This window comes from Geobacillus sp. BMUD (assembly GCF_013096845.1).
Classification (GTDB): Bacteria; Bacillota; Bacilli; order Bacillales; family Anoxybacillaceae; genus Geobacillus; species Geobacillus vulcani.
Genome location: NZ_SDLA01000015.1, coordinates 31,335 through 52,473 on the forward strand (window position 1 = coordinate 31,335; position 21,139 = coordinate 52,473).

A 21,139-nucleotide genomic window follows, 5' to 3' on the forward strand; every position below is an offset into this window, starting at 1 on the left:
GAAAAAGGATAAACAAGACAAAAAAAGGGAGGAGTGAAACAATGGAGTTGAAAACATCCGACGTCGCTGTTCGCCTTGGGGTGTCGCCAAAAACGATCCAGCGCTGGGTGCGCAAATACGACATTCCGCTGCGGAAAAACGAGGCGGGCCACTACTTGTTTGACGAAAAAACGATCGCTTTGCTGGAACGGGTCAAGTTTGAGCAAGGCGCCGCCATGGAAGCGCCGCCGACCCCGAAACGCCCTCCGACGCCGCCGCGGAACAACGTTCCCATTGACGCCTTATTTGAATCAATCGAACCGGAAATCGCCCGCGTCTCCTCGCGCTTGGATGAACTCGAACAACAATTGGAACAAAAAGCGGATGATGTCGTCTCCATTCAACTGTTGCATCACCGTCAAGAAATGGAAGAAATCGCCGCCCGCCTCGCCGTACTGGAGCAAACCGTCGCCCGTCTTGAACAACAGTTGAACACCCAGCCCCCATCCCCGCATGAACCGCCGAAAGAGGCGAAACGAAAACGGCGCGGCTGGGGGCGCGTGATGGGGCTGTTTGCCTGACGTGTTTCGTGCAGATTGGACCAAAAAGATCGTCACCCTTCCAAGAAAAGACGATAGATCGTTTTGTGAAGGTGTTTCACGCGTATATTATGGTGATCACAAACGGTGCACCATTGGGCGTTGGAACACTTTCTTTTTTTGTGGCTCTTCACCAAACGTCGTACTTGACTGTTTCAGATCATGTATGACTGACATGCATAAGGAAAAATCAATAAATCAATGATTCTACTATATGGCGGCTCAAGAAAACGTCTTGCCTGTCAAGCCATGTTGTGATGATGAGCTTTTTTGTTTGTCATCTTCACTACTTCTTTTACGATTTCTTTACGATTTTCTTATTCTCTTTTAATCGCAGCGGCTTATAATGGGTCACGTTGTTCAATCTTCTGGTACAGGAAAGGAGGGCGTGCGAAATGGAACAAAGGGAACGAAAAGCGTTCGCCATCGCGTTCATCGTATTGGCTCTCTACCTTTCTCCGCTGTACATGTTAGGCGAACACGCCCATATTCGCGTGCACGACAATATGGATTCGAACATCGCTTGGTATCGCGTGCTCGTTCGCAGCGGCCAACTGTTCGGCCCAATCGATGCCGTCATTCCGCAAGTGATCAACGGCTTGCCGCGCAACGCCTTGGGCACCGAATTCAGCGGCATCGTGTGGCTGCACGCTTTGTTCCCCTCCATGGTGGCATACGCCCTCAGCCAGACGATCACGAGGGTATTCGCCTTTTTGGGTATGTATTGGCTGCTTAAGCGCCATTTTTTGCCTGACCGTGAGTCATGGCTCATTCGCGTCGGGGTGGCGCTTGCTTTTGCGTTGACGCCGTTTTGGCCGTCCGGCATGTTAAGCACGCTTGGCATGCCGCTGGCGCTTTGGGCGTTCCTGTCAATCCGCAACGGAGAAGCGACATGGAAGGAATGGCTTGTCATTGTCTTGCTTCCGTTTTACTCCAGCTTTGTGCTTGGGTTTTTCTTTTTCTTAGCTGCGATGGCGGCGCTTTGGCTGTTTGACGGCATGGTCCGCAAGCGGTGGAATAAGCCGTTTTTCTCTGCCATCGCCCTCATGACCGGCATCTTTTTGGCCATCGAGTACCGCCTCGTGTACTCGCTTGTCCTGGATGGAGAACCGACGAGCCGAAATGAATTTCTCTCCTCGCGGCTCAGCTTTGTCCATTGCCTTCGTCTAACGTTAAAAAACTATGTGCTCGGCCATACGCATGTGATGACCGTTCACGGGCCGATCATCTTGCCGGTGCTTTGGGCGGCGTTTTTTCTCGTTTGGCGCCGAAAGCGCGGACCATTGGAGCGGCGCTTCCTTTTGCTGTTTTGGTTGAATATCGCCTTATCGGCTTGGTATGCATTTTGGTTTTACAAAGGGTGGCAGCCGCTCAAAGAACGGATTTCGCTTTTGAATACGTTCAATTTCGCCCGCTTCCATTTTTTGCGGCCGATGGTCATTTACCTTGATTTTGCCTTGGCCTTGCAAATCATCGCCAAGGAGCGCGAGGCGTGGCGGCGGCTCGTACCGATCGCCCTGACGCTGCAGCTGCTGCTGCTTGGCGGATTCAACGAGGAAATCCGCTATCGCCTCGCTGGCACACCGTCGTTCGAGCAGTTTTATTCTGAACATTTATTTTCGGAAATCAAACGATATATCGGCAAGCCGGTATCCTCCTACCGCGTCGCCAGCGTTGGGCTTCATCCGGCCATCGCTCAATACAACGGGTTTTATACGCTCGATACGTACAACAATTTTTACCCGTTGTCGTATAAGCGGCAATTTCGCCGCATCATCGCCAAGGAATTGGACAAAAACCCGGTGCTGAAAGACTATTTCGACCATTGGGGCAACCGCGTCTATTTGTTCTCGGCAGAGCTCGGAAAACATTATATGTTCACGAAACGATCGCATAAAGTCATCCATCATTTCGAGATCAACACAAAGGCATTCAAACAGCTTGGCGGCAAGTACATTTTTTCCTCCGTCCCGATCATGAACGCCCGCGACATCCATCTCCGCTTCTTGCGGGCGTTCACCGATCGACAGTCAGTATGGAAAATTTATGTATACGAAGTGGAGTGAAGGGAGGCAAGAAACACATGGTGGACAAACCATTGTTGGCCATCGTCGTCCCATGCTACAACGAAGAAGACGTGTTGCCGGAAACGATCCGGCGGCTGACCGCTTTGCTTGAGCAGCTGCTCGAAGAAGGAGCGGTCGCCATCGGCAGCCATATCGTTTTTGTCGACGACGGCAGCCGCGACCGGACATGGACGCTCATTGAAGAAGAAAGCGAACGAAACCCCTTCGTGGCGGGCATCAAGCTCGCGCGCAACGTCGGTCATCAGCGGGCGTTGCTCGCTGGGCTTGACACCGTCCGCGCGTACGCCGATTGCGCCGTGTCCATTGACGCCGATTTGCAAGACGATGTGGAGGCGATCCGCGAATTTGTGCAAAAATACCGCGAAGGATATGACATTGTATATGGCGTGCGGCGTAGCCGAAAGACAGACACGTGGTTCAAGCGTACGACCGCCCAGGCCTTTTATCGGTTCATGCAGGCGCTCGGAATCGAGCTGATTTACAACCACGCCGATTTCCGTCTGATGAGCAAGCGAGCGCTCGATGAACTGAGCCGCTATACGGAAGTCAATCTCTTTTTGCGCGGATTGGTGCCGCTTGTTGGGTTCCGCTCGACGTGCGTCTTTTACGACCGACATGAGCGTTGGGCCGGACAATCGAAATACCCGCTCAAAAAGATGCTCGCCTTCGCCTTTGACGGCATCACCTCCTTAAGCGTCGCACCGATTCGCGCCATTACGCTCATCGGGTTTTTGGCCTTTCTCATCAGCGGTGCGGCTGGGCTGTACGCCCTCATCAGCAAGTGGCTCGGGCGCGCGGAATCAGGCTGGACGTCGCTCATGATTTCCGTTTGGTTCATCGGCGGGCTGATGCTGATGAGCCTCGGCCTCATCGGGGAATATATAGGAAAAATTTATCAAGAAGTGAAACGGCGGCCGCGGTTTGCGATCGAAACGACCGTGCAGCTGCCGCTTCCGTCAGAAAGGGAGAAAACGCCGGCCCGCTTATAGAACGTCATAGATGATTCACGGGCCAATATAAAGATAAAAAGGACGCCTCGGGCTAAAAGCCGAGGCGCCCTTTTCTTTTTATCCGTCATCATTGGCCCGCTCACGACGAAAACAGCACACCAAGCGCTTTTTTCAGCTGCACATCATGCTTCGGGTCGCGGACGGCTTCCATAATTTTTGTTTGCAGCGCATCCGCCGTCGCCTCATCGATGCGTCCGGTAACAGGCAGCTGATTCGCTTTTTGGAACGCTTGGACGGCCTGTTCGGTTTCTTTGCTGAAGTAGCCGTCCGTGCGGCCCGGGTTGAAGCCAAGCCCTTTGAGCATTTTTTGCGCATTGGCGATTTGCTCGTCGTTCATGTCATACCGAAGCGGTTTTTCCACATGAAGCGGAGCGACGTGGAAGTAATCCGGCTGCACCACCGCGACATCCGGCTTAATGCCTTTTTTATGGATCCAATGCCCGTCCGGCGTCAGCCATTTGTACAGCGTCAATTTGATGTTGCTGCCGTCGCCCATCGGAATCGCCTGCTGCACCGTCCCCTTGCCAAACGTCGTCTCGCCGACCAGCTTGTAGCCGCCCGCTTCCTTCATCGCACCTGCCAAAATTTCCGACGCCGAGGCGCTTCCTTTGTCGATGAGCACAACGATAGGGTATGGCTTTTTCGCCGTTAAATCGGAATAAAACTTTTGCCGATCGCCATCGCGTTCTTCAATTTGTACATATGGTTTGCCTTTCGGGATGAGCTGCTTCAAAATTTCCTCAACGCTTTGCAAATAGCCGCCCGGATTGCCGCGCACATCGATGATCAAGCCATCAATATGTTCGGCCTCAAGCTTCGCCAATTTCTTTTTAAAATCGGCGGCCGTGTTTTCCGAAAACGACGTAATTTGCAAATAGCCCGCCTTTTTGCCGTTGTATGTTTTGATCGAGTCATACACCGTCTGAATCGGAATTTCGTCGCGGACGACCTTGACTTTCATCACGTTTTTGACACCGGGGCGCAAAATGTCAAGCTCCACCGTTGTTCCTTTCTTGCCGCGGATTTTCAATACCGCTTCATATAAATCAAGCCCTTCCAGGCTTTCTCCGTTGACGCGCAAAATTTGGTCATTCGGCTTCAGCCCCGCTTTTTCCGCCGGCGAGTTTTTGATCGGAGCAACGATCGTCACCTTGCCGTCGATCATGCTCACTTCGGCGCCGATCCCCTCAAACGACGAGTCGAGCGACTCGTTGAACTGCTCGGTCGTCTTCGCATCCATGTAGACGGAATACGGATCATGGAGCGTGTTGATCATCCCTTGAATGGCGCCTTCCGTCAGCTTTTCTTCATCCACTTTCTCCACGTACCGATTCTTAATGAGCTCATAAGCTTGTCGGATTTTCTTCATCTCTTCGCTGTCGCTCGTCGACTTGGACGGCTCATTCGAAACAATCGTCGAAAGCGAGCCTTCCGCTGGGCGGTCCGCCAACTGAAGGCCAGCGTACGTCCCTCCCGCCCCAATGAGCATCGATATGGCCATCAATGCGGCCGTCGTCGATTTTTTCACGTTGCTTCCTCCTCACCCTAAACCTGCCCTTTCCATTGCCTGCAACAGAAGGGAAAGGGGGTCTCTTCTCGTTCTCCTTCGGTGAAGCAAGCGGACGCCTCTGCCGCCTAGACGGCGGCGGCTTCCGCCAATGAGAAAAGGAAAAGCACCGCCTCACGCCGTGCCATGCCTTTATCTCCATCATATGTTAGGCTTGTACCGAGTATGCTCATTCGTTGTCTATCCTTTACTAGTTTACACGCTCCTTGTTGATTTCTCAACTCATACAGAACGGAAAAAAGAGGCACCCCTCGCCCTTGGCGGCGAACGATGCCTCTTCTTGATTCGTCTTCTTGGCACGATCTAGGAGGACGGTGAAAAACGGCTGATTCCCTTACTCAATGGGGGGAATGGGCGAAAAGCAGGATCGATGCAACAAGGTTTTTCTAATTGAGAAATGACATGGTAAAGCCGTATTCACGATTAAATCACCAGCCTCCTAGAATGGAAGCCAAACCAATGAACCGCACAAAAACGAAACGCTTTCACCCCTCTTTTGGCAAGTCGATGAGCATCAACCGCGATCCTTTGTTCGTTGCGAGGCCAAGAACCGGCGTTTCCGTGATGCGGGCCGCATCGCGCCGTTCGAGATGGGCCACGCCGTTTAACGTCAAATCTCCCTCAATGACAAAGACAAAGATGTTCCGCCCTTCTGGCTGAGTAAACGTCAGCTCATGCCCGGCTTCCAAATCGGAAAGATAAATCGTCAAATCTTGATGAATGTGAGCAATCCCCGGGGAAGACGGGTGTTTCGTGACAATCGGCAACAAGGCGTTTTTCATCTTGTCGACCGGAAACTCGGTTCGCTCGTATGACGGCGGCAATCCGTATTGCTCCGGCAAAAACCAAAGTTGCAAAAAGTTCACCTCTTCCGTCGCCGAAGGATTCACTTCCGAATGGACGATGCCGGTGCCGGCCGACATCCGCTGCACGCCGCCAAACGTCGTCACCGCTTTATGCCCCGTGCTGTCTTCATGTTGCAAGTACCCCTTTAACACGATTGACACAATTTCCATCTCCCGGTGTGGGTGAGCGCCAAAACCAGCAAGCGGCGCGACGAAATCGTCGTTTAACACCCGCAGCGGGCCAAACTGAACGTTGTTCGGATCGTAATACTCGCCAAACGAAAAACTATGGTACGTTTTTAGCCAACCGTAATCGGCATGATAGCGGGATGAAGCCCGGTCGATGCGGATCATTCCTTCTTCACTCCTTAAATAGATGGTCGTTTTTTTAAAAATCTCGAATTCGAGATAATTATACAAAAAGAAGAAGAGACCTGTCAATGACTGGAACAAACAGGCCTCGATCCTTCCCCATCGTCGAATGCTTTTCATCGGTCATCTGTCCCTTTCAGCAACAGGTCAATCATCGAAACGACAGCCCCCGTTCGAAGGCTTTACCCCGCACAGCACGACAGTTTCGAGACATCTTGGTCAAACGTCAGCGCCGCCAGCTTCAGCCCCTCCGCCATCGTTAAATACGGGGCCAACGTTCGGCGAAGGTCGTCGATCGTTAATCCGAATTGAATCGCCAACGCTGCGGCGTAAATGACCTCGCCGGCATGGTCCGCGACGATGTGGGCGCCCAGCAGCTTGCCCGTACGGGCCTCAGCGACAAGTTTAAACACCCCCGTCGTTTCCCGGTTGACGATGGCGCGCGGCACCGCCTCAAGCGGCAGGACGGACGTTTTCACGTCATACCCGTTTTCTTTCGCCCGCTGTTCGGTCAAACCAACGGTGGCGATGGCCGGATGGGTGAACGTCACCGCCGGAACGACGGCCGTATCCCAGCGCTTGTTCAGCCCGCCGACGGCATTGGCCGCGGCAACGGCTCCCTGATAGGCCGCGACATAGACGAACTGCGGGCCGAGCGTGACATCGCCTGCCGCATAAATATACGGGTTCGTCGTCCGCGCATATTCATCAATCAAAATTTCTCCGCGCGCCCCGACTTCCACACCGGCCGCCGGCAAATTCAACGCCGCCGTGTTCGGCGTCCGCCCCGCCGCCACAAGCAGTTCATCCGCTTCAACGACCCGGATGCGTCCGTCCACGTTCACATACACGTTTTTCGTATTCCCGTCTTGTTCGACCCGTTCAAATGAAGCACCGGTGATGACGCGGATGCCTTGTTCTGTGAGCGCCCGCGTCATCGCTTCGGAAATTTCCGGGTCATACTCTTTCAGCAGGCGCGAGCTTCGCTGCATCAACGTCACCTCCGAGCCGAGATGGTGGAACAGCTGTCCCAACTCCATCCCGATGTAGCCGGCGCCGATGACGGCGAGCCGCTTCGGCACTTTTTTCAGTTCAAGCAAGGTCGTGCTGGTCAAGTAGTCGACATCATGAAGTCCCGGAATATCCGGCACGGCCGGGGAAGCGCCTGTCGCAATCAAAAACCGTTTCGCCGACAGCGTTTGGCCGTTCACTTCAATCGTTTGGCGATCGATAAACCGAGCCTCCCCTTGGATGAAATCGAACCCATACTCTCCGATCAAGTCTGCATATTTCGCTTGGCGAAGCTGCTTGACCAGTTCATTTTTTTGCTTCACTAACGGCGCCAAGTCCACCGGACCGGCCGATGTATGGAGTCCAAGAAATGGATGATTCTGTGCCAACGCCTGGATTTCACCGGCCCGAAGCAATGTCTTGGATGGTACGCATCCGATATTGACGCATGTCCCCCCGACTGTGCCGCGTTCGACCATGGCGACTTTCGCTCCATATTTCACGGCTTCAATCGCTGAAGAAAACGCGGCCGCGCCGGAACCAATGATGATGTAGTCATACTCTCTTTCGCCAGCAGTGGCAGGGCTGGCCGGTGCGGCGACCTCCTCGATATCCCCCGGCTCGTAATGAGCGTTTTTGACCGCTTGTCTCGCCATGTCAACGTCCGTGCCCTCAGGCAGCGCGAATACTGCTTCACCGCGCCGGAAGCTGACATCCATCAGCTTAGCCCCAATCGCCTCCAGCGCTCTGGCGACATGTTGTTCACAGCCGGTGCATGTCATGCCTTGGACGGTCATTCGATATGTTTTCATGATAAAAAACACTCCTTATCAACAAATGTCTAACAGCGGGTCATGCGAATCAATAGGCAATGGTAAGTAGCTGTGATCTCCCCGTGCACCAAAAAGCGCTGTTCGTATTCGCGCATCATGGCTTTGAAGACAGACGGACGTTGGCAATAGCGGCCAACCATGCTATTCGTGGCACCGATATGGCGCAGCGATAGAAAAAAGTCACGGACAGATGGAAATCGCTCCGTTTCCATCCATTCAAACCCATCAATGTGGGCAGCAGGGGCAGCTTGCTGGCAGCGGTCGATCCATTCCGCCAGGGTCGGAAAAGCAGGGCCGATGCGAAACGGTTCATGGATGTTCTCAGCTTTCAGCGCCAACGAAAAGGAAGTATGCAATTCGTGGAACGTACGGGCGCCGAAAGTGGAAAACACAAGACACCCTCCCTCACTTAACGCTCGGTAGAGGCGGGCGATCGTGTTGACGGCGTCATTCAGCCATTGAAACGTTGCATTGGAAATGATTAAATCATACGGCTCATTCCATGTCATATCCTCGATATCCGCGCATATCCATGTCACCTCTTCGCCGCAAACCCGTTCCTGCGCAACGGTGATCATGCCTGGCGCAATGTCGACTGCGGTCATGCGCGCGTGCGGGAACATACGGCACAGTTTTTCAGTGAGATAGCCTGTGCCGCAGCCAACTTCTAAAATGTTGTGGGGGCGTATGCCAATGCAGTCAGCCAAGAGATCGGCCATTGTTTTTTGGACATTAGCAAACTGGTCATACGTTTTCGCACGCTCGCTAAACCGCTTTCGCATGAGCTGCTTGTCAATCATCGGTCTCACCAACCCATGTTTGAATAAGATGAACACATGTCTCGGTTTGGGTCCAAAATGGAACGTGCCCTGTATCGGGCAACAACGCCATGGTGGCGTTGGGAGCGTGCTCAGCGATATAGCGCGCTGCAGCGGGTGGACAAATCGCATCTTGCTCGCCGTGGACGACCAGCATTGGGGCGGAGATATCCGGCAAAAACGGACGTGCATCGGCCTCGACCAAATAATCAAGCCCGATCAGCAGTTCATCAACCCGATCGCAGTAAAAAAATGCGGAAATATCGCCCTCTTCGCTTTTGGACCATAATGAAGCAAGAAACGCAGCGATCGTGTCAGCCGGCCGTGCTTGCAGCTGTGTTTTCATCCTCTTGACGATCCGCGGATGCCATCCGGCTTCATAACCGTCTTCGGCAACAAAACGGCTCGTGCCGCCGATCAAAATAAGGCGGGAGACCCGCTCGGGGTAAGCATGGGCCAACTCCAGCGCCACAAGCGAACCGAGCGACCAGCCGATGACTGCTGCGCGTTCCTGAAGCGCCTGTTCCGCTCGTTTTCGAAAGCAATGGATCGTTTCAATTCCCTTCCATTCGACGGCTGTCACGTTTCCGCTTAGTGATAACGAATCGAGCAGCGGGGCAAAAATCCCCGCTTTCATTCCCCATCCCGGAATGCAGACGATATTCATCGGATCCCCCCTCACTTTGCGCCGTCATGTACAAAATCCACTTGGGGCGCTAGTTGGTTTCCCCCAAGCTTCGGTCCTTCACCTTGATCTTCTCATCCCGTAAATCGCATCTGTCCCCCTTTCACTGCTATTTGTAAACCAATAATAAATAAAAGTTTACATTAATCGTATCACAGGCAAGCGATGGCCACAATCTTTTTTCATTCCCAGCGGGTTGAGGAGGATGTCCCACATTCATCACCGCCAAAACCAAAATAGCATCAAAGCGGAATGGCAGGGAATTTGCCTGCCGATGATGTCAAATCAATCAAAAAAATACGCAACTTGTCCTGCCAAAAGACAGACAAGTTGCGCAATGCCACCTACCGTTCGAAATTAGAAAGGAATATAGTCAAGCGGATTGACCGCATTCGTTTTCGCCTCGTTCCAGCCGCCGCGGTGCAGTTCAAAATGAAGATGCGGACCGGTCGAATGACCGGTATTGCCCATGTAGCCAATCACTTGCCCTTTGCGGACGTGCTGCCCTTCGCCAACAAGACGCGCTTCCAAATGGGCGTACACGGTCGTATAGGTTTGCCCATTAATCACATGACTGATGAAAATGACGTTGCCATAGCTGCTAGAATAGTAGGACCGGAACACGATGCCATCTGCGGCCGCCACAACGGGAACGACAGCAGCCCGCTTGCCGATGTCGACTCCCGGATGGAAGTCCGTGCCGCCAAACCGGTAGCCAAAGCCCGAGGTGATCGGCCCGTTGGCCGGCCGGGTAAACGCTCCGCTCGATACAGGCGGCGTGCTGCCGCCGGATGGCGTTTCCCCTGACGATGCTTCACCACTGTCAGACCAAGTGTACGTACGCGCCCGTTGTTTCGCTGCTTCTTCCGCCCGTTTTTGCCGCTCAAGTTCGGCAAGCTGTTGTTTCACTGCCGCTTCTTGTTTGGCGATCAGCTCTTTTTCCTCTTCGAGCGCCATCTTATGATCATGCTCTTCTTCCTCTCTTTGCTTCAAATCGGCCATCAGGCGATTTTTTTGCTCCAGCTGGCCCGCGAGTTCGGCCTGCAGCTGCTTCAATTCTTGCAAATCCGCTTGCAACTTGTTCCGCTTCTCCGTTAATTCGGCTTCCTTTTTCTCTTTTAACGCTTTATCGGCTTCCTGCTCGTGGATGATTTGTTGGTCCGCTTCCATGATCGTCGTCACGGCGCTCATCCGGTCAATGAAGTCGCTGAAGCTTTGCGCGCCAAGCAATACTTGCAAGTAGCTGATCGTCCCGCCGCTTTCCTGCAAGGAACGGAGCCGCTCTTTCAAAATTTCATTTCGCTTTTCAATGCGTTCTTGAATTTCGGCAATTTCTTGTTTTAATTCGTCAATGGCTTGCTCCGTTTGGTCAATGTCGACGCTGACGTTGCGGATTTTGCCGCTCGTTTCCTCAATGGCCATGTTCAGCTTTTCAATATCGTTGGCGACTTGTTTTTGCTGCGATTGAAGGGCTTCGATGTTTTTTTGCGCCTCGCTGATTTGTTCCTGCACCTCTGACCGCTTCGAACGAAGCGCGTCGATCTCCCCTCGCTTTTGTTCGATATCACGAGTGCTGACGGCATCCGCCGCTGGCGGCAGAACGCCAAGACCGAGCGCCGCGGCGACGGCGAGCGCCATCATGTTTTTCTTCTTCATCGCTTTCCCCTCTCCCTATGTATGATTCTTTTTTACACTTTCAAAAACTTGCGCACGGACATGACGCTTCCCCAAATGCCGATGCCCGCGCCAATCGCCAGCAGCAGTGCGCTCAACTGCCACATAAACGGCGAAAACGGAAGAAGTTCAAAAAACGGCAAGGAAACCCGCTGTTCATACACTTGATACACGTTGTAGTACACGATCGAAAGCGCCGCGATCGGGAAGAGAGCGCCGAGCATTCCAAGCCATAACCCTTCCAAAAAGAACGGCCAGCGGATAAATCCGTTCGTCGCACCCACGAGCCGCATAATTTCGATTTCGCGACGGCGGGCGAAAATCGTAATTTTGATCGTGTTGGAGATGAGAAACATTGCCGTAAACAACAATCCGAGAATGAGTACGAGCCCCACGTTGCGCGCCACTTTCAGCGCGTCAAACAGCCTCTCGACCGTCCCTTGGCCATAATTGACTTTATGGACGAACGGCAATGTTTCGATTTGTTTGGCGATTTTCACCGTATCTTGCGGGCGGGCCGCTTTTACGACGTATACATCGCTCAACGGGTTGTCCTGTTCAAATAATCGGAACGACGAGCCTTCGTCCCCCATGCTTTTGATCAGCCGCTTCAGCTCTTCATCCTTTGATGAATAGCGCACTTCCTTGACGTTTGGAATGGCTTCAATTTGCCGGCGCAAAGCGTTTTTTTGCTGGTTGTCGGCCGTCAGCTCGATATGGACGCGAATTTCGACATCGTTTTCGACTTTTTGGGCAAAATGGTTGATGTTGAACATGACGACAAAAAAGACGCCGACAAGCAACAGCGTCACCGTAACGGCGCTCGCGGACGCAAACGTCATCCAACCGTTGCGGCCAAGGCTTTTGATGCTTTCCCGGACGTGGCGCTTAAACGTATGAAGCGTCATAGCCATATTCCCCCCTCGCCTCGTCGCGGACGATTTTCCCGTTTTCGATGGCGATGACGCGCCGCCGGGTCGCGTTGACGATCTCTTTGTTGTGAGTCGCCATCACAATCGTCGTTCCCCGGTCATTGATTTTTTCAAACAGCTCCACAATGCCCCATGAGGTTTCCGGGTCCAAGTTTCCTGTCGGTTCGTCGGCAATCACGATTTTCGGGGAGTTGACGATTGAGCGGGCGATCGAGACGCGCTGTTGTTCGCCACCGGACAATTCGTTCGGATAAGAGCGGATTTTATGTTTGAGGCCGACTAGGTCGAGTACTTCCATCACTTTTTTGCGGATCACTTTCGGCGATTCTTCAATGACTTCCAAGGCAAAGGCCACGTTTTCGTATACGTTGAGCTTCGGAAGCAACTTGAAATCTTGGAACACAACGCCGATATGGCGGCGCAAAAGAGGAACTTTGCTGTCTTTCAGCTTGGCAAGGTTGACGCCGTTGACCATAATGGTCCCGCTCGTCGGCTTTTCCTCGCGGTACATCATTTTAATAAACGTCGACTTCCCAGCTCCGCTGGGCCCAACGACGTAGACGAATTCTCCTTGCTTGATGCGAACGTTGATGCCGTTTAACGCCACAACGCCGTTTGGATAAGTTTTGTATACATCTTGCATTTCAATCATCATAATCACCTAATTTTCGACTATATAGATGCAATTTGAGGCCTTCATATTTACGGCTTGGATCATTTGATCGACTGTCGAGCGGCCGAACAACGCCCCTTTCAGACCCATGCATGGGTCTGTGAAGCGAGTGGTTGTCCGCCCCCGCCACGCCTTAGCGTGACGGGGGCAAGCCACAGGCTTGCCCTCGACAGTCGAAAATGGATAAACATCTTTTCCGTCAAGCATATTTCACTTGCTGCCATTTCTCGAGCTGTTTCGCGTGAATCTTGCAAAATTCCGCAAGGATTATTATAACACGATTTTCTATTGTCGAATTTTACATTTATATTTCAAATCGGGAACAATGGAGAAACTAGGACAAAAGATGCAAAAACAGAAAACACCGCCCAGTTCTTGAGCGAACAAGGCGGTGCACTTTCCTTGAGTGAAACGATCTTTTCTTTCAAAGAGTAAGAAACATCCATCCATTATTTTTTCGCGGCCAGCCACTCGGCCACTTTGTCGGCGTCTTCCCCTTTAATGATTCCTGCCGGCATCGCGCCGCGGCCGTTGGCGATAATGTTTTTAATTTCATCTTTGGAATACTTGCTTCCAACCTTTTGCAAGTTCGGGCCGACCCCGCCCGACAGGTCTTGTCCATGACAGGACGCACAGTTTTGTTTAAAAATTTGCTCGGCGGACGCGGCGGTATCCCCTCCACCATTGTTGCCGTTGTTGTTCCCAGCGTTATCCCCGCCGCCTCCGCATGCCGCGAGCGCGAGCGAAACGCCAAGGAACATCGCAGCCAACTTCCATTTCATGGTGAACTCCCCCTCAAACGAAAAATTCCGTTCCCCATTTATTATAACCGATTTCTTCCCCTGTTACGTACGTTGAAATCCCTCGCCGAGCACCTCAGCAGCGTTCGCAACGATGACAAACGCTGTCGGATCAATGGTTCGGACGATTTGTTTCAATTTCGTGAACTCCGATTGGGCGACGACGCACATCAACACCGGGCGCTCATGTTGCGTGTAGCCGCCATACGCCGGCAAGCGCGTCACTCCGCGGTCGATTTCGTGTAAAATGGCGCGGCGCACTTTTTCCTCTTCTTTTGTAATAATCAGAGCGATTTTCGAATACCCAAGCCCGACTTGGACGAGATCGATCGTTTTGCTTGTCACATACAACGCGATCAATGCATAGAGCGCCCGTTCGATATCAAACACAAACGCCGCGGTCAACACGATCAAGCCATCGATGAAAATCACGCACATCCCAAGCGACAGCCCGGTATATTTATGGATGATTTGCGCCGCCAAATCAGTGCCGCCGGTCGACGCCCGGCCGCGAAACACAATGCCAAGGCCGAGCCCAACGCCGATGCCGCCAAAAATCGCGCCAAGAAGCGGATTTGTCGTCGCCGGCTCCATCTCTTTCGTCAAATAGACAACAAGCGGCAAAAACACCGTCCCCACGAACGTTTTCACGCCAAACTGCCGGCCCAAAAGCACAACACCAGCGATAAAGAGCGGAATGTTGAGCGCCCATTGGACATACGCCGGTTCAATGCCGAACAGCGCATGCATGATCGTGCTGATGCCGCTCACTCCGCCCGAGGCGATCCGGTTCGGCAGCAAAAACACGTTAAACGCCACAGCGACGATCGCCGCGCCGATCAGAACATACGCATACTCCAAAGCCGCCTCCACCGCTGGAGGCATGTTCTTCTCTCTTCGCTTCCGCATGCTTCCCCACCTTCCTCTGTGAGTATAGCATGCCCGTTTTGGCAAGTAAATGACAGCCGATTAACGCGATAGCGATCTGCTATGCTAAAGGAAAAAAGGACGATCCGATGATCGCCCTTTACTTCAATTTCGCACGTAAATACGCGTCAATAAACACATCAATCTCCCCATCCATCACCGCTTGCACATTGCCGACCTCGACGTTCGTCCGATGGTCTTTGACAAGCGAATACGGATGGAAGACGTACGAACGGATCTGGTTCCCCCAACCGATTTCTTTTTGCTCGCCGCGCAGCTCGGCCAGTTCAGCTTGCTGTTCCTCGAGTTTCTTTTGATACAGTTTCGCTTTCAACATATTCAGCGCTTTTTCGCGGTTTTGGATTTGCGACCGCTCCGATTGGCACGTGACGACAATCCCGGTCGGCAAGTGGGTGATGCGCACCGCCGAATCGGTCGTGTTGACGTGCTGCCCGCCCGCGCCGCTGGAGCGGTACGTGTCAATCTTCAGCTCATCCGGACGAATCTCGATTTCGATGTTTTCGTCCATCTCCGGCACCACTTCGCATGACACAAACGACGTGTGCCGGCGGCCCGAGGCGTCAAACGGCGAGATGCGGACAAGCCGGTGCACCCCTTTTTCCGCTTTTAAATAGCCGTAGGCATTTCGGCCTTTAATGAGCAGCGTGACGCTCTTGATCCCGGCTTCCTCGCCCGGCAGGTAGTCGAGCGTTTCCACTTTAAACCCTTTTTTCTCCGCCCAGCGCGTATACATGCGCAACAGCATCGACGCCCAGTCTTGCGACTCGGTGCCGCCTGCGCCGGGATGGAGTTCCAAAATCGCATTGTTTTGGTCGTACGGTTCGTTGAGCAGCAGCTGCAGCTCGAACTCGCTGAAGTCTTTCATCAGCTTTTTCGCTTCCTCCACAAGCTCGGCTTGCAGTTCGTCATCCGGCTCTTCCTTAAGCAGTTCGTACGTCACTTCCAAGTTGTCAAACCGTTCTTCAAGCGAGGAAAATTCCTCGACGAGGTCTTTGAGCGCATTCGCTTCGGAAATGACTGCCTGCGCCGCCTTCTGGTCATCCCAAAAGTTGGGCGCCGCCATCCGTTCTTCTAATTCGCGAATACGCGCCTGCTTCGTGTCGAGGTCAAAGAGACCCCCTGATTTCCGCTAATCGCTTAGCCATTTTCTCGAGCTCTTGCTTAATTTCCACCAAATCGATCATGTTGTCCTCACCTCATCATGAATATAGTATGCCAATGATTCATATCTGCCATTCAAAAGGGAGGCGGAGCCTCCCTTTATTATTTATAAACGGTTATACCACTCTTCCGCAACAATGTTTATATTTTTTCCCGCTGCCGCACGGGCACGGGTCGTTGCGGCCGACGCGCACCGCCCGGCGAACTGGTTTTCGCTTCGGCTCCTCGCCGTCTTCTTTCGGGTGAACCGCTTCGCCTTTGGCCACCTCTTGGCGCTCAAGGTTATGGTGGATTTCCGCCTTCATGATATAGGTGGCGACTTCCTCTTCAATCGCAGCGATCATGTTTTCGAACATCGCATACCCTTCCATTTGGTATTCGCGCAACGGGTCGACTTGCCCGTAGGCGCGCAAATGGATGCCTTGGCGGAGCTGCTCCATTGCGTCAATATGGTTCATCCATTTCATGTCAACGGCGCGCAAGACGACGACGCGTTCAAACTCGCGCATTTGTTCCGGCGGAATTTGCGCTTCTTTTTCATCGTAACGCGCTTTGACTTTCTCCCAAATGAGCTCGATCATCTCTTCGGGCTCTTTGCCGCGCAAGTCGGCTTCCGTCACATCGCCTTCCGGAAGCAGATGGGCGTTGAGATAATCCACGAGCCCTTTTAGGTTCCACTCTTCCGGCAAGTCTTCTTTCGGCGTATGGGCATGGACGACGCGTTCAATGACCGATTGGATCATCTTTTCGATAATGCCGCGCAAGTTGTCGGAATCGAGCACTTCGTAGCGCTGGCGGTAAATGATTTCCCGCTGTTCGCGCAGGACATCGTCATATTGAAGCAGCTGTTTGCGGGCATCGAAGTTGTTGCCTTCCACCCGTTTTTGCGCCGACTCGACCGCTTTCGTCACCATTTTGCTTTGAATCGGCTGCGAGTCGTCCATCCCAAGGCGGTCCATCATGGCCATGAGGCTCTCGGAACCAAAGCGGCGCATCAACTCATCCTCAAGCGACAAGTAAAACTGCGACACCCCCGGATCGCCTTGGCGTCCCGAGCGGCCGCGCAGCTGGTTATCGATCCTCCGGCTTTCGTGACGCTCCGTGCCAATGACGGCCAATCCGCCGAGCTCTTTGACCCCTTCGCCGAGCTTAATGTCCGTCCCGCGCCCGGCCATGTTCGTCGCGATCGTCACCGCGCCTTTTTGCCCCGCTTGGGCAATGATCTCCGCCTCTTTCGCATGGTTTTTCGCGTTTAAGACGTTGTGCGGGATGCCTCGTTTTTTGAGCATCTCCGACAACATCTCGGACGTTTCGATCGCCACCGTGCCGACGAGCACCGGCTGCCCTTTCGCATGGCGGGCGGCGATGTCCTCAACCACGGCGCGGAACTTCCCTTCCATCGTCCGATAAATCAAATCCGGACGGTCTTCACGAATGACCGGACGATTCGTTGGGATGACGACGACGCGCATATTGTAAATGTTGCGGAACTCTTCCTCTTCCGTCTTCGCCGTCCCCGTCATCCCCGCCAACTTTTCATACATGCGGAAGTAGTTTTGGAACGTAATCGTCGCTAAGGTCATCGACTCATTTTGAATCTCGAGCCCTTCCTTCGCCTCGATGGCTTGATGGAGCCCGTCGCTGTATCGGCGGCCGTGCATCAAACGCCCGGTGAACGGGTCGACGATGATCACTTTGCCGTCTTGCACGACGTAATCGACGTCGCGCTGCATCGTTACGTGCGCCCGCAGCGCCAGCTGAATGTGGTGGTTGAGCGTGACGTGTTTCAAATCAAACAAGTTGTCGATGCCAAACGCCCGCTCGGCTTTGTTGATCCCTTCTTCCGTCAGCTGGACGCTTTTCGTTTTTTCATCGTATGTGTAATCGACGTCTTTGCGCAACGTGCGCACAAACGCATTCGCCTGCACGTACAGCTTTGTCGACTTTTGCGCCGTGCCGGAAATGATGAGCGGCGTCCGCGCCTCATCGATCAAAATCGAGTCGACCTCGTCGATGATCGCGTAATAGAGCGGCCGCTGCACAATATGCTCCTTATAGAGGACCATGTTGTCGCGCAAATAGTCGAAACCAAACTCGTTGTTCGTTCCGTACGTAATGTCGGCATTGTACGCCGCCTGCTTTTCTTCGCGCGACATACCGCTCAAGTTCAAGCCGACGGTCATGCCTAAAAACTCATACAGCTTGCCCATTTCCGTCGCATCGCGCGTCGCCAAGTATTCGTTGACCGTCACGACATGCACGCCGCGCCCCGTCAAGGCGTTCAAATAGACAGGCATCGTCGCCGTCAACGTTTTCCCTTCCCCGGTTTTCATCTCGGCGATGTCGCCTTCATGCAAGACGACGCCGCCCATAATTTGCACTTTATATGGGTACAAACCGAGGACGCGCTTCGCTCCTTCGCGCACAACAGCAAACGCCTCAACAAGCAAGTCATCGAGCGATTCGCCTTGCTGATAGCGGGCTTTAAACTCCTCGGTTTTTTGCCGCAGCTGTTCATCGGACAGTCGGGCCATCTCCGGACCGAGCGCATCCACTTGATCCGCAATTTTCTCCAGTCTTGCCAACTGACGCTTGTTCGGGTCAAATACTTTTTTTAAGACTCCAAGCATAGGAAACGCTCCTTATTTTTCATGGACTCACTTATTCATCATATCATTATACAGGGATCAGTGACAACTGTTGTACAGGCTGGGAGAGGGGCATGTCCAAGAGAGGGGATCACGCCTTGGACGGAAGCTGCTCAATCACCGCTTCCGCATGGTGAAGGCGCCGATTCAGCGCATCAATTTCAAAACTTTTCTCCTCCACTTTTTCACGAATTTTGCGAAGTCATAGTTGCACATCATCCACAAGCTGCGTTTCGACGCGATAAAGCGTTTCTTTCACTTTCGCCAACTCCGCTTCCACACGGTCTAATCTTGTTCAAGACGGCTGATGCGCCCGTTCATTTCATCGACGCGGCCTTCAAGCGCTTCAACGCGAGCCGTCAGCGAACCCATTTGCCCGCTCATTTCTGCTAAACGGCCGTCGATCTGCACAAAACGCTCATTCATTTGAGCAAAGCATTCGTCAATCCGAGCAAACTGTTCATCAATCTGGGCAAACCGCTCATCAATTCGCGCAAACCGTTCGTCAATCTGCGCAAACCGTTGGCGAGTTTCTTCTTGAAACGCCAAAAATCCTTGTTCCATGTTATCCAACTTGGACCATATTCGACGCAGCAGTTCCTCCATCGTTCCCCCCTTTTGCTTCCTTCACGCATATTATAACATCCCCTGCCAAAAAAAGCAGGGGATGCGCATAGAAGGGTGATTCAATTCGCCTCGATCAGTCCGTACTTTCCGTCTTTGCGGCGGTAAACAATGTTCGTCCGGTTCGTTTCCGCGTTCGTGAAAATGAAGAAGTTGTGCCCTAACAAATTCATCTGCAAAATCGCTTCTTCGCTGTCCATCGGCTTCAAGCTGAAGTGCTTCGTGCGCACGATTTCAAACTCCTCTTCATTCTCCGCTGCGGAAGCGCCGATCGAGACAGGGGCAGCCAGCTTCGCTTCTTTCTCACGGTCACGCAGCTTCCGATTGACTTTCGTTTTATGTTTGCGGATTTGCCGCTCCAGTTTATCGGTTACTAAATCGATCGCCGCATACATATCCTCATGGCGCTCTTCAGCGCGCAGCAACAAATGCGGCATCGGAATGGTCACCTCGATTTTCCCTTGTCCATCGTTGTAAACTTTTAAATTGACGTGCACATACACATCATCAGTGCCATCAAAGTAGCGTTCCAGTTTCCCGATTTTTTTCTCTACATACTCGCGCAACGCTGGCGTGACTTCGAGGTTTTCTCCGCGAACGTTATAAATCATCGCTGACCACTCCTTATCTTAAAACTGTAGATCCCTACATTCTTCTATTACCCATCAAATCCCTGCTTCAATCAAAAATATTTTCGAAGATTTTGTGAAAAACATAGGAAAATATGGTAAGATAGGCATAGGTGTTTTTTCTTATGATGTGGAAGGTACGGAGTGTGTGAACGAATGCGAAAGATCCATATTTCCCATGCGAAAAGCGGCGACATGCTTGCCGTCGACTTATTCTCCGCCAACGGCAGCGTTCTTTTGTCGCGCGGCGTGCGGCTGACCAGCGGCTACATCCGTTCTTTAGCGCAAAAAGGGGTTCAATACATTTATATTGACGACAAACAAACATATGACATCCGCCCGCGCCCGCTCATCAGCCCGACCGTGCGCCAACAGGCGGTGAAAAAAGTGTATGAGACAATGACGGCGCTGATCAATCAGAAAAAACTGCTTCACCGCGTCTCGTCGCTCGATTTAGGAAAAGAGTATGAAAAAGTGTTCAAAAACATTTTGGATTACTTGCTGAAACAGGAAAACTTGCTCATCAATCTGTCGGACTTGGTCATCTCCAACGGCTACTTTTTCCACCATTCGGTCAACGTGGCGACGATCGCCGGTGTCATCGGCATCGCCAAAGGCTACCGCCCCGAGCAGCTGCTCGACCTTGGCGTCGGGGCGCTGCTGTTTGACATCGGCATGACCCAGCTGCCCGATGGCCTTTGGCGGAAAAAAGGCGAACTGACCGAAGAAGAAACGGAAATCATCCGTCGCCATACGTATCTCGGCTTTGAACTCTTGCGGCGCCAGCGCAACATTTCGCTTTTTTCCGCCCATTGCGCCCTGCAGCACCATGAGCGGTGCGACGGCAGCGGCTACCCGCGCGCGTTGTCTGGAAACGAGATTCACGAATACGCCCGCATCGTCGCCATCGCCGACGTCTTTGACGCCTTGACATCGGCGCGCTACCACCGAAAACAATATTCGCCGCACGAAGCGGCTGAATACTTATCCGCCGCCGGCGGCGTTCTCGACTTTGAACTCATTAAACTGTTTCTTTCCTACATCGCCATCTACCCGGTCGCCACGACGGTGCTGCTCAACACCGGGCACGTCGGCGTCGTCTCGCAAGTGTTTCCCGGCTTCCCGCTCCGCCCGATCGTCCGTGTCATCAAAAACCCTGCGGGCGAGGAGCTGAAAAGCCCTTATGAGATTGACTTGCGAAAAGAAATGAACATCACCATTGTCAAGGCCATTTGACCCCCTTG

General features: G+C 52.9%; 17 protein-coding genes and 1 pseudogene. 4 read left to right on the top strand and 14 right to left on the bottom strand.

Going from position 1 to position 21,139, the window contains the following annotated elements:
* The first annotated feature begins 41 nt into the window (after positions 1-41).
* From ETC05_RS14260 to ETC05_RS14270, 3 genes are all read left to right on the top strand, one after another.
* Entirely contained in the window at positions 42-560 is a 519-nt protein-coding gene (locus ETC05_RS14260) for a MerR family transcriptional regulator (RefSeq protein ID WP_171661305.1), read from the top strand.
* Positions 561-973: 413 nt separating this feature from the next.
* Entirely contained in the window at positions 974-2,644 is a 1,671-nt protein-coding gene (locus ETC05_RS14265; protein WP_171661306.1) for a DUF6044 family protein, read from the top strand.
* Positions 2,645-2,661: 17 nt separating this feature from the next.
* Entirely contained in the window at positions 2,662-3,654 is a 993-nt protein-coding gene (locus ETC05_RS14270; RefSeq protein WP_031407083.1) for a glycosyltransferase family 2 protein, read from the top strand.
* Between the two features lie 100 nt (positions 3,655-3,754).
* On the opposite strand, the gene ETC05_RS14275 is transcribed toward ETC05_RS14270, so the two are convergent.
* The 14 genes and pseudogenes from ETC05_RS14275 to hpf all read right to left on the bottom strand — a co-directional run bounded on the left by ETC05_RS14275 (position 3,755) and on the right by hpf (position 19,877).
* Positions 3,755-5,203 carry a S41 family peptidase gene (locus ETC05_RS14275; RefSeq protein ID WP_031407081.1) on the bottom strand — a complete coding sequence of 483 codons (1,449 nt, stop codon included), beginning with the start codon at positions 5,201-5,203 and terminating at the stop codon, positions 3,755-3,757.
* Between the two features lie 524 nt (positions 5,204-5,727).
* Complete coding sequence (locus tag ETC05_RS14280; protein WP_171661307.1) at positions 5,728-6,441, bottom strand: pirin family protein; 714 nt, start codon at positions 6,439-6,441, stop codon at positions 5,728-5,730.
* Positions 6,442-6,641: 200 nt separating this feature from the next.
* Positions 6,642-8,282, bottom strand: a complete 1,641-nt coding sequence (gene merA, locus ETC05_RS14285; RefSeq protein WP_171661308.1) for a mercury(II) reductase — start codon at positions 8,280-8,282, stop codon at positions 6,642-6,644.
* A 29-nt stretch (positions 8,283-8,311) separates the two neighbouring features.
* On the bottom strand, positions 8,312-9,103 hold the full coding sequence (bioC, locus tag ETC05_RS14290; protein ID WP_171661309.1) for a malonyl-ACP O-methyltransferase BioC: 792 nt from the start codon (positions 9,101-9,103) through the stop codon (positions 8,312-8,314).
* The gene (locus tag ETC05_RS14295) at positions 9,096-9,788 is read right to left on the bottom strand and encodes an alpha/beta fold hydrolase (protein WP_031407073.1); all 693 of its coding nucleotides are present in this window, start codon (positions 9,786-9,788) and stop codon (positions 9,096-9,098) included. Before ETC05_RS14295 ends, bioC begins: the two co-directional genes overlap by 8 nt.
* 375 nt (positions 9,789-10,163) lie before the next feature.
* Positions 10,164-11,462 carry a murein hydrolase activator EnvC family protein gene (locus ETC05_RS14300; RefSeq protein ID WP_031407072.1) on the bottom strand — a complete coding sequence of 433 codons (1,299 nt, stop codon included), beginning with the start codon at positions 11,460-11,462 and terminating at the stop codon, positions 10,164-10,166.
* 32 nt (positions 11,463-11,494) lie between these two features.
* On the bottom strand, positions 11,495-12,388 hold the full coding sequence (gene ftsX / locus ETC05_RS14305; protein ID WP_031407070.1) for a permease-like cell division protein FtsX: 894 nt from the start codon (positions 12,386-12,388) through the stop codon (positions 11,495-11,497).
* Positions 12,369-13,064: a cell division ATP-binding protein FtsE gene (ftsE, locus tag ETC05_RS14310; protein ID WP_031407068.1), complete on the bottom strand. Its 696-nt coding sequence runs from the start codon at positions 13,062-13,064 to the stop codon at positions 12,369-12,371. Before ftsE ends, ftsX begins: the two co-directional genes overlap by 20 nt.
* A 470-nt stretch (positions 13,065-13,534) precedes the next feature.
* On the bottom strand, positions 13,535-13,867 hold the full coding sequence (gene cccB / locus ETC05_RS14315; protein WP_031407066.1) for a cytochrome c551: 333 nt from the start codon (positions 13,865-13,867) through the stop codon (positions 13,535-13,537).
* Between the two features lie 63 nt (positions 13,868-13,930).
* Positions 13,931-14,794 carry a YitT family protein gene (locus tag ETC05_RS14320; protein ID WP_171661310.1) on the bottom strand — a complete coding sequence of 288 codons (864 nt, stop codon included), beginning with the start codon at positions 14,792-14,794 and terminating at the stop codon, positions 13,931-13,933.
* Positions 14,795-14,912: 118 nt separating this feature from the next.
* Positions 14,913-16,017 (bottom strand): peptide chain release factor 2 gene (gene prfB / locus ETC05_RS14325; protein ID WP_171661311.1). Its coding sequence is split into 2 segments (ribosomal slippage): positions 14,913-15,941 and positions 15,943-16,017, totalling 1,104 coding nucleotides; the frame shifts between segments, so codons are not numbered across the junction.
* Positions 16,018-16,110: 93 nt separating this feature from the next.
* Positions 16,111-18,624, bottom strand: a complete 2,514-nt coding sequence (gene secA, locus ETC05_RS14330; RefSeq protein ID WP_033026266.1) for a preprotein translocase subunit SecA — start codon at positions 18,622-18,624, stop codon at positions 16,111-16,113.
* Positions 18,625-18,733: 109 nt separating this feature from the next.
* Positions 18,734-19,248, bottom strand: a pseudogene (locus tag ETC05_RS18320) (hypothetical protein).
* Between the two features lie 80 nt (positions 19,249-19,328).
* A complete protein-coding gene (gene hpf / locus ETC05_RS14340) occupies positions 19,329-19,877 on the bottom strand; it encodes a ribosome hibernation-promoting factor, HPF/YfiA family (protein ID WP_171661312.1) in 549 nt (182 codons plus the stop codon).
* A 174-nt stretch (positions 19,878-20,051) separates the two neighbouring features.
* On the opposite strand from hpf, the gene ETC05_RS14345 reads away from it, so the two are divergent.
* The gene (locus tag ETC05_RS14345) at positions 20,052-21,131 is read left to right on the top strand and encodes an HD-GYP domain-containing protein (protein ID WP_171661313.1); all 1,080 of its coding nucleotides are present in this window, start codon (positions 20,052-20,054) and stop codon (positions 21,129-21,131) included.
* Positions 21,132-21,139: the final 8 nt, after the last annotated feature.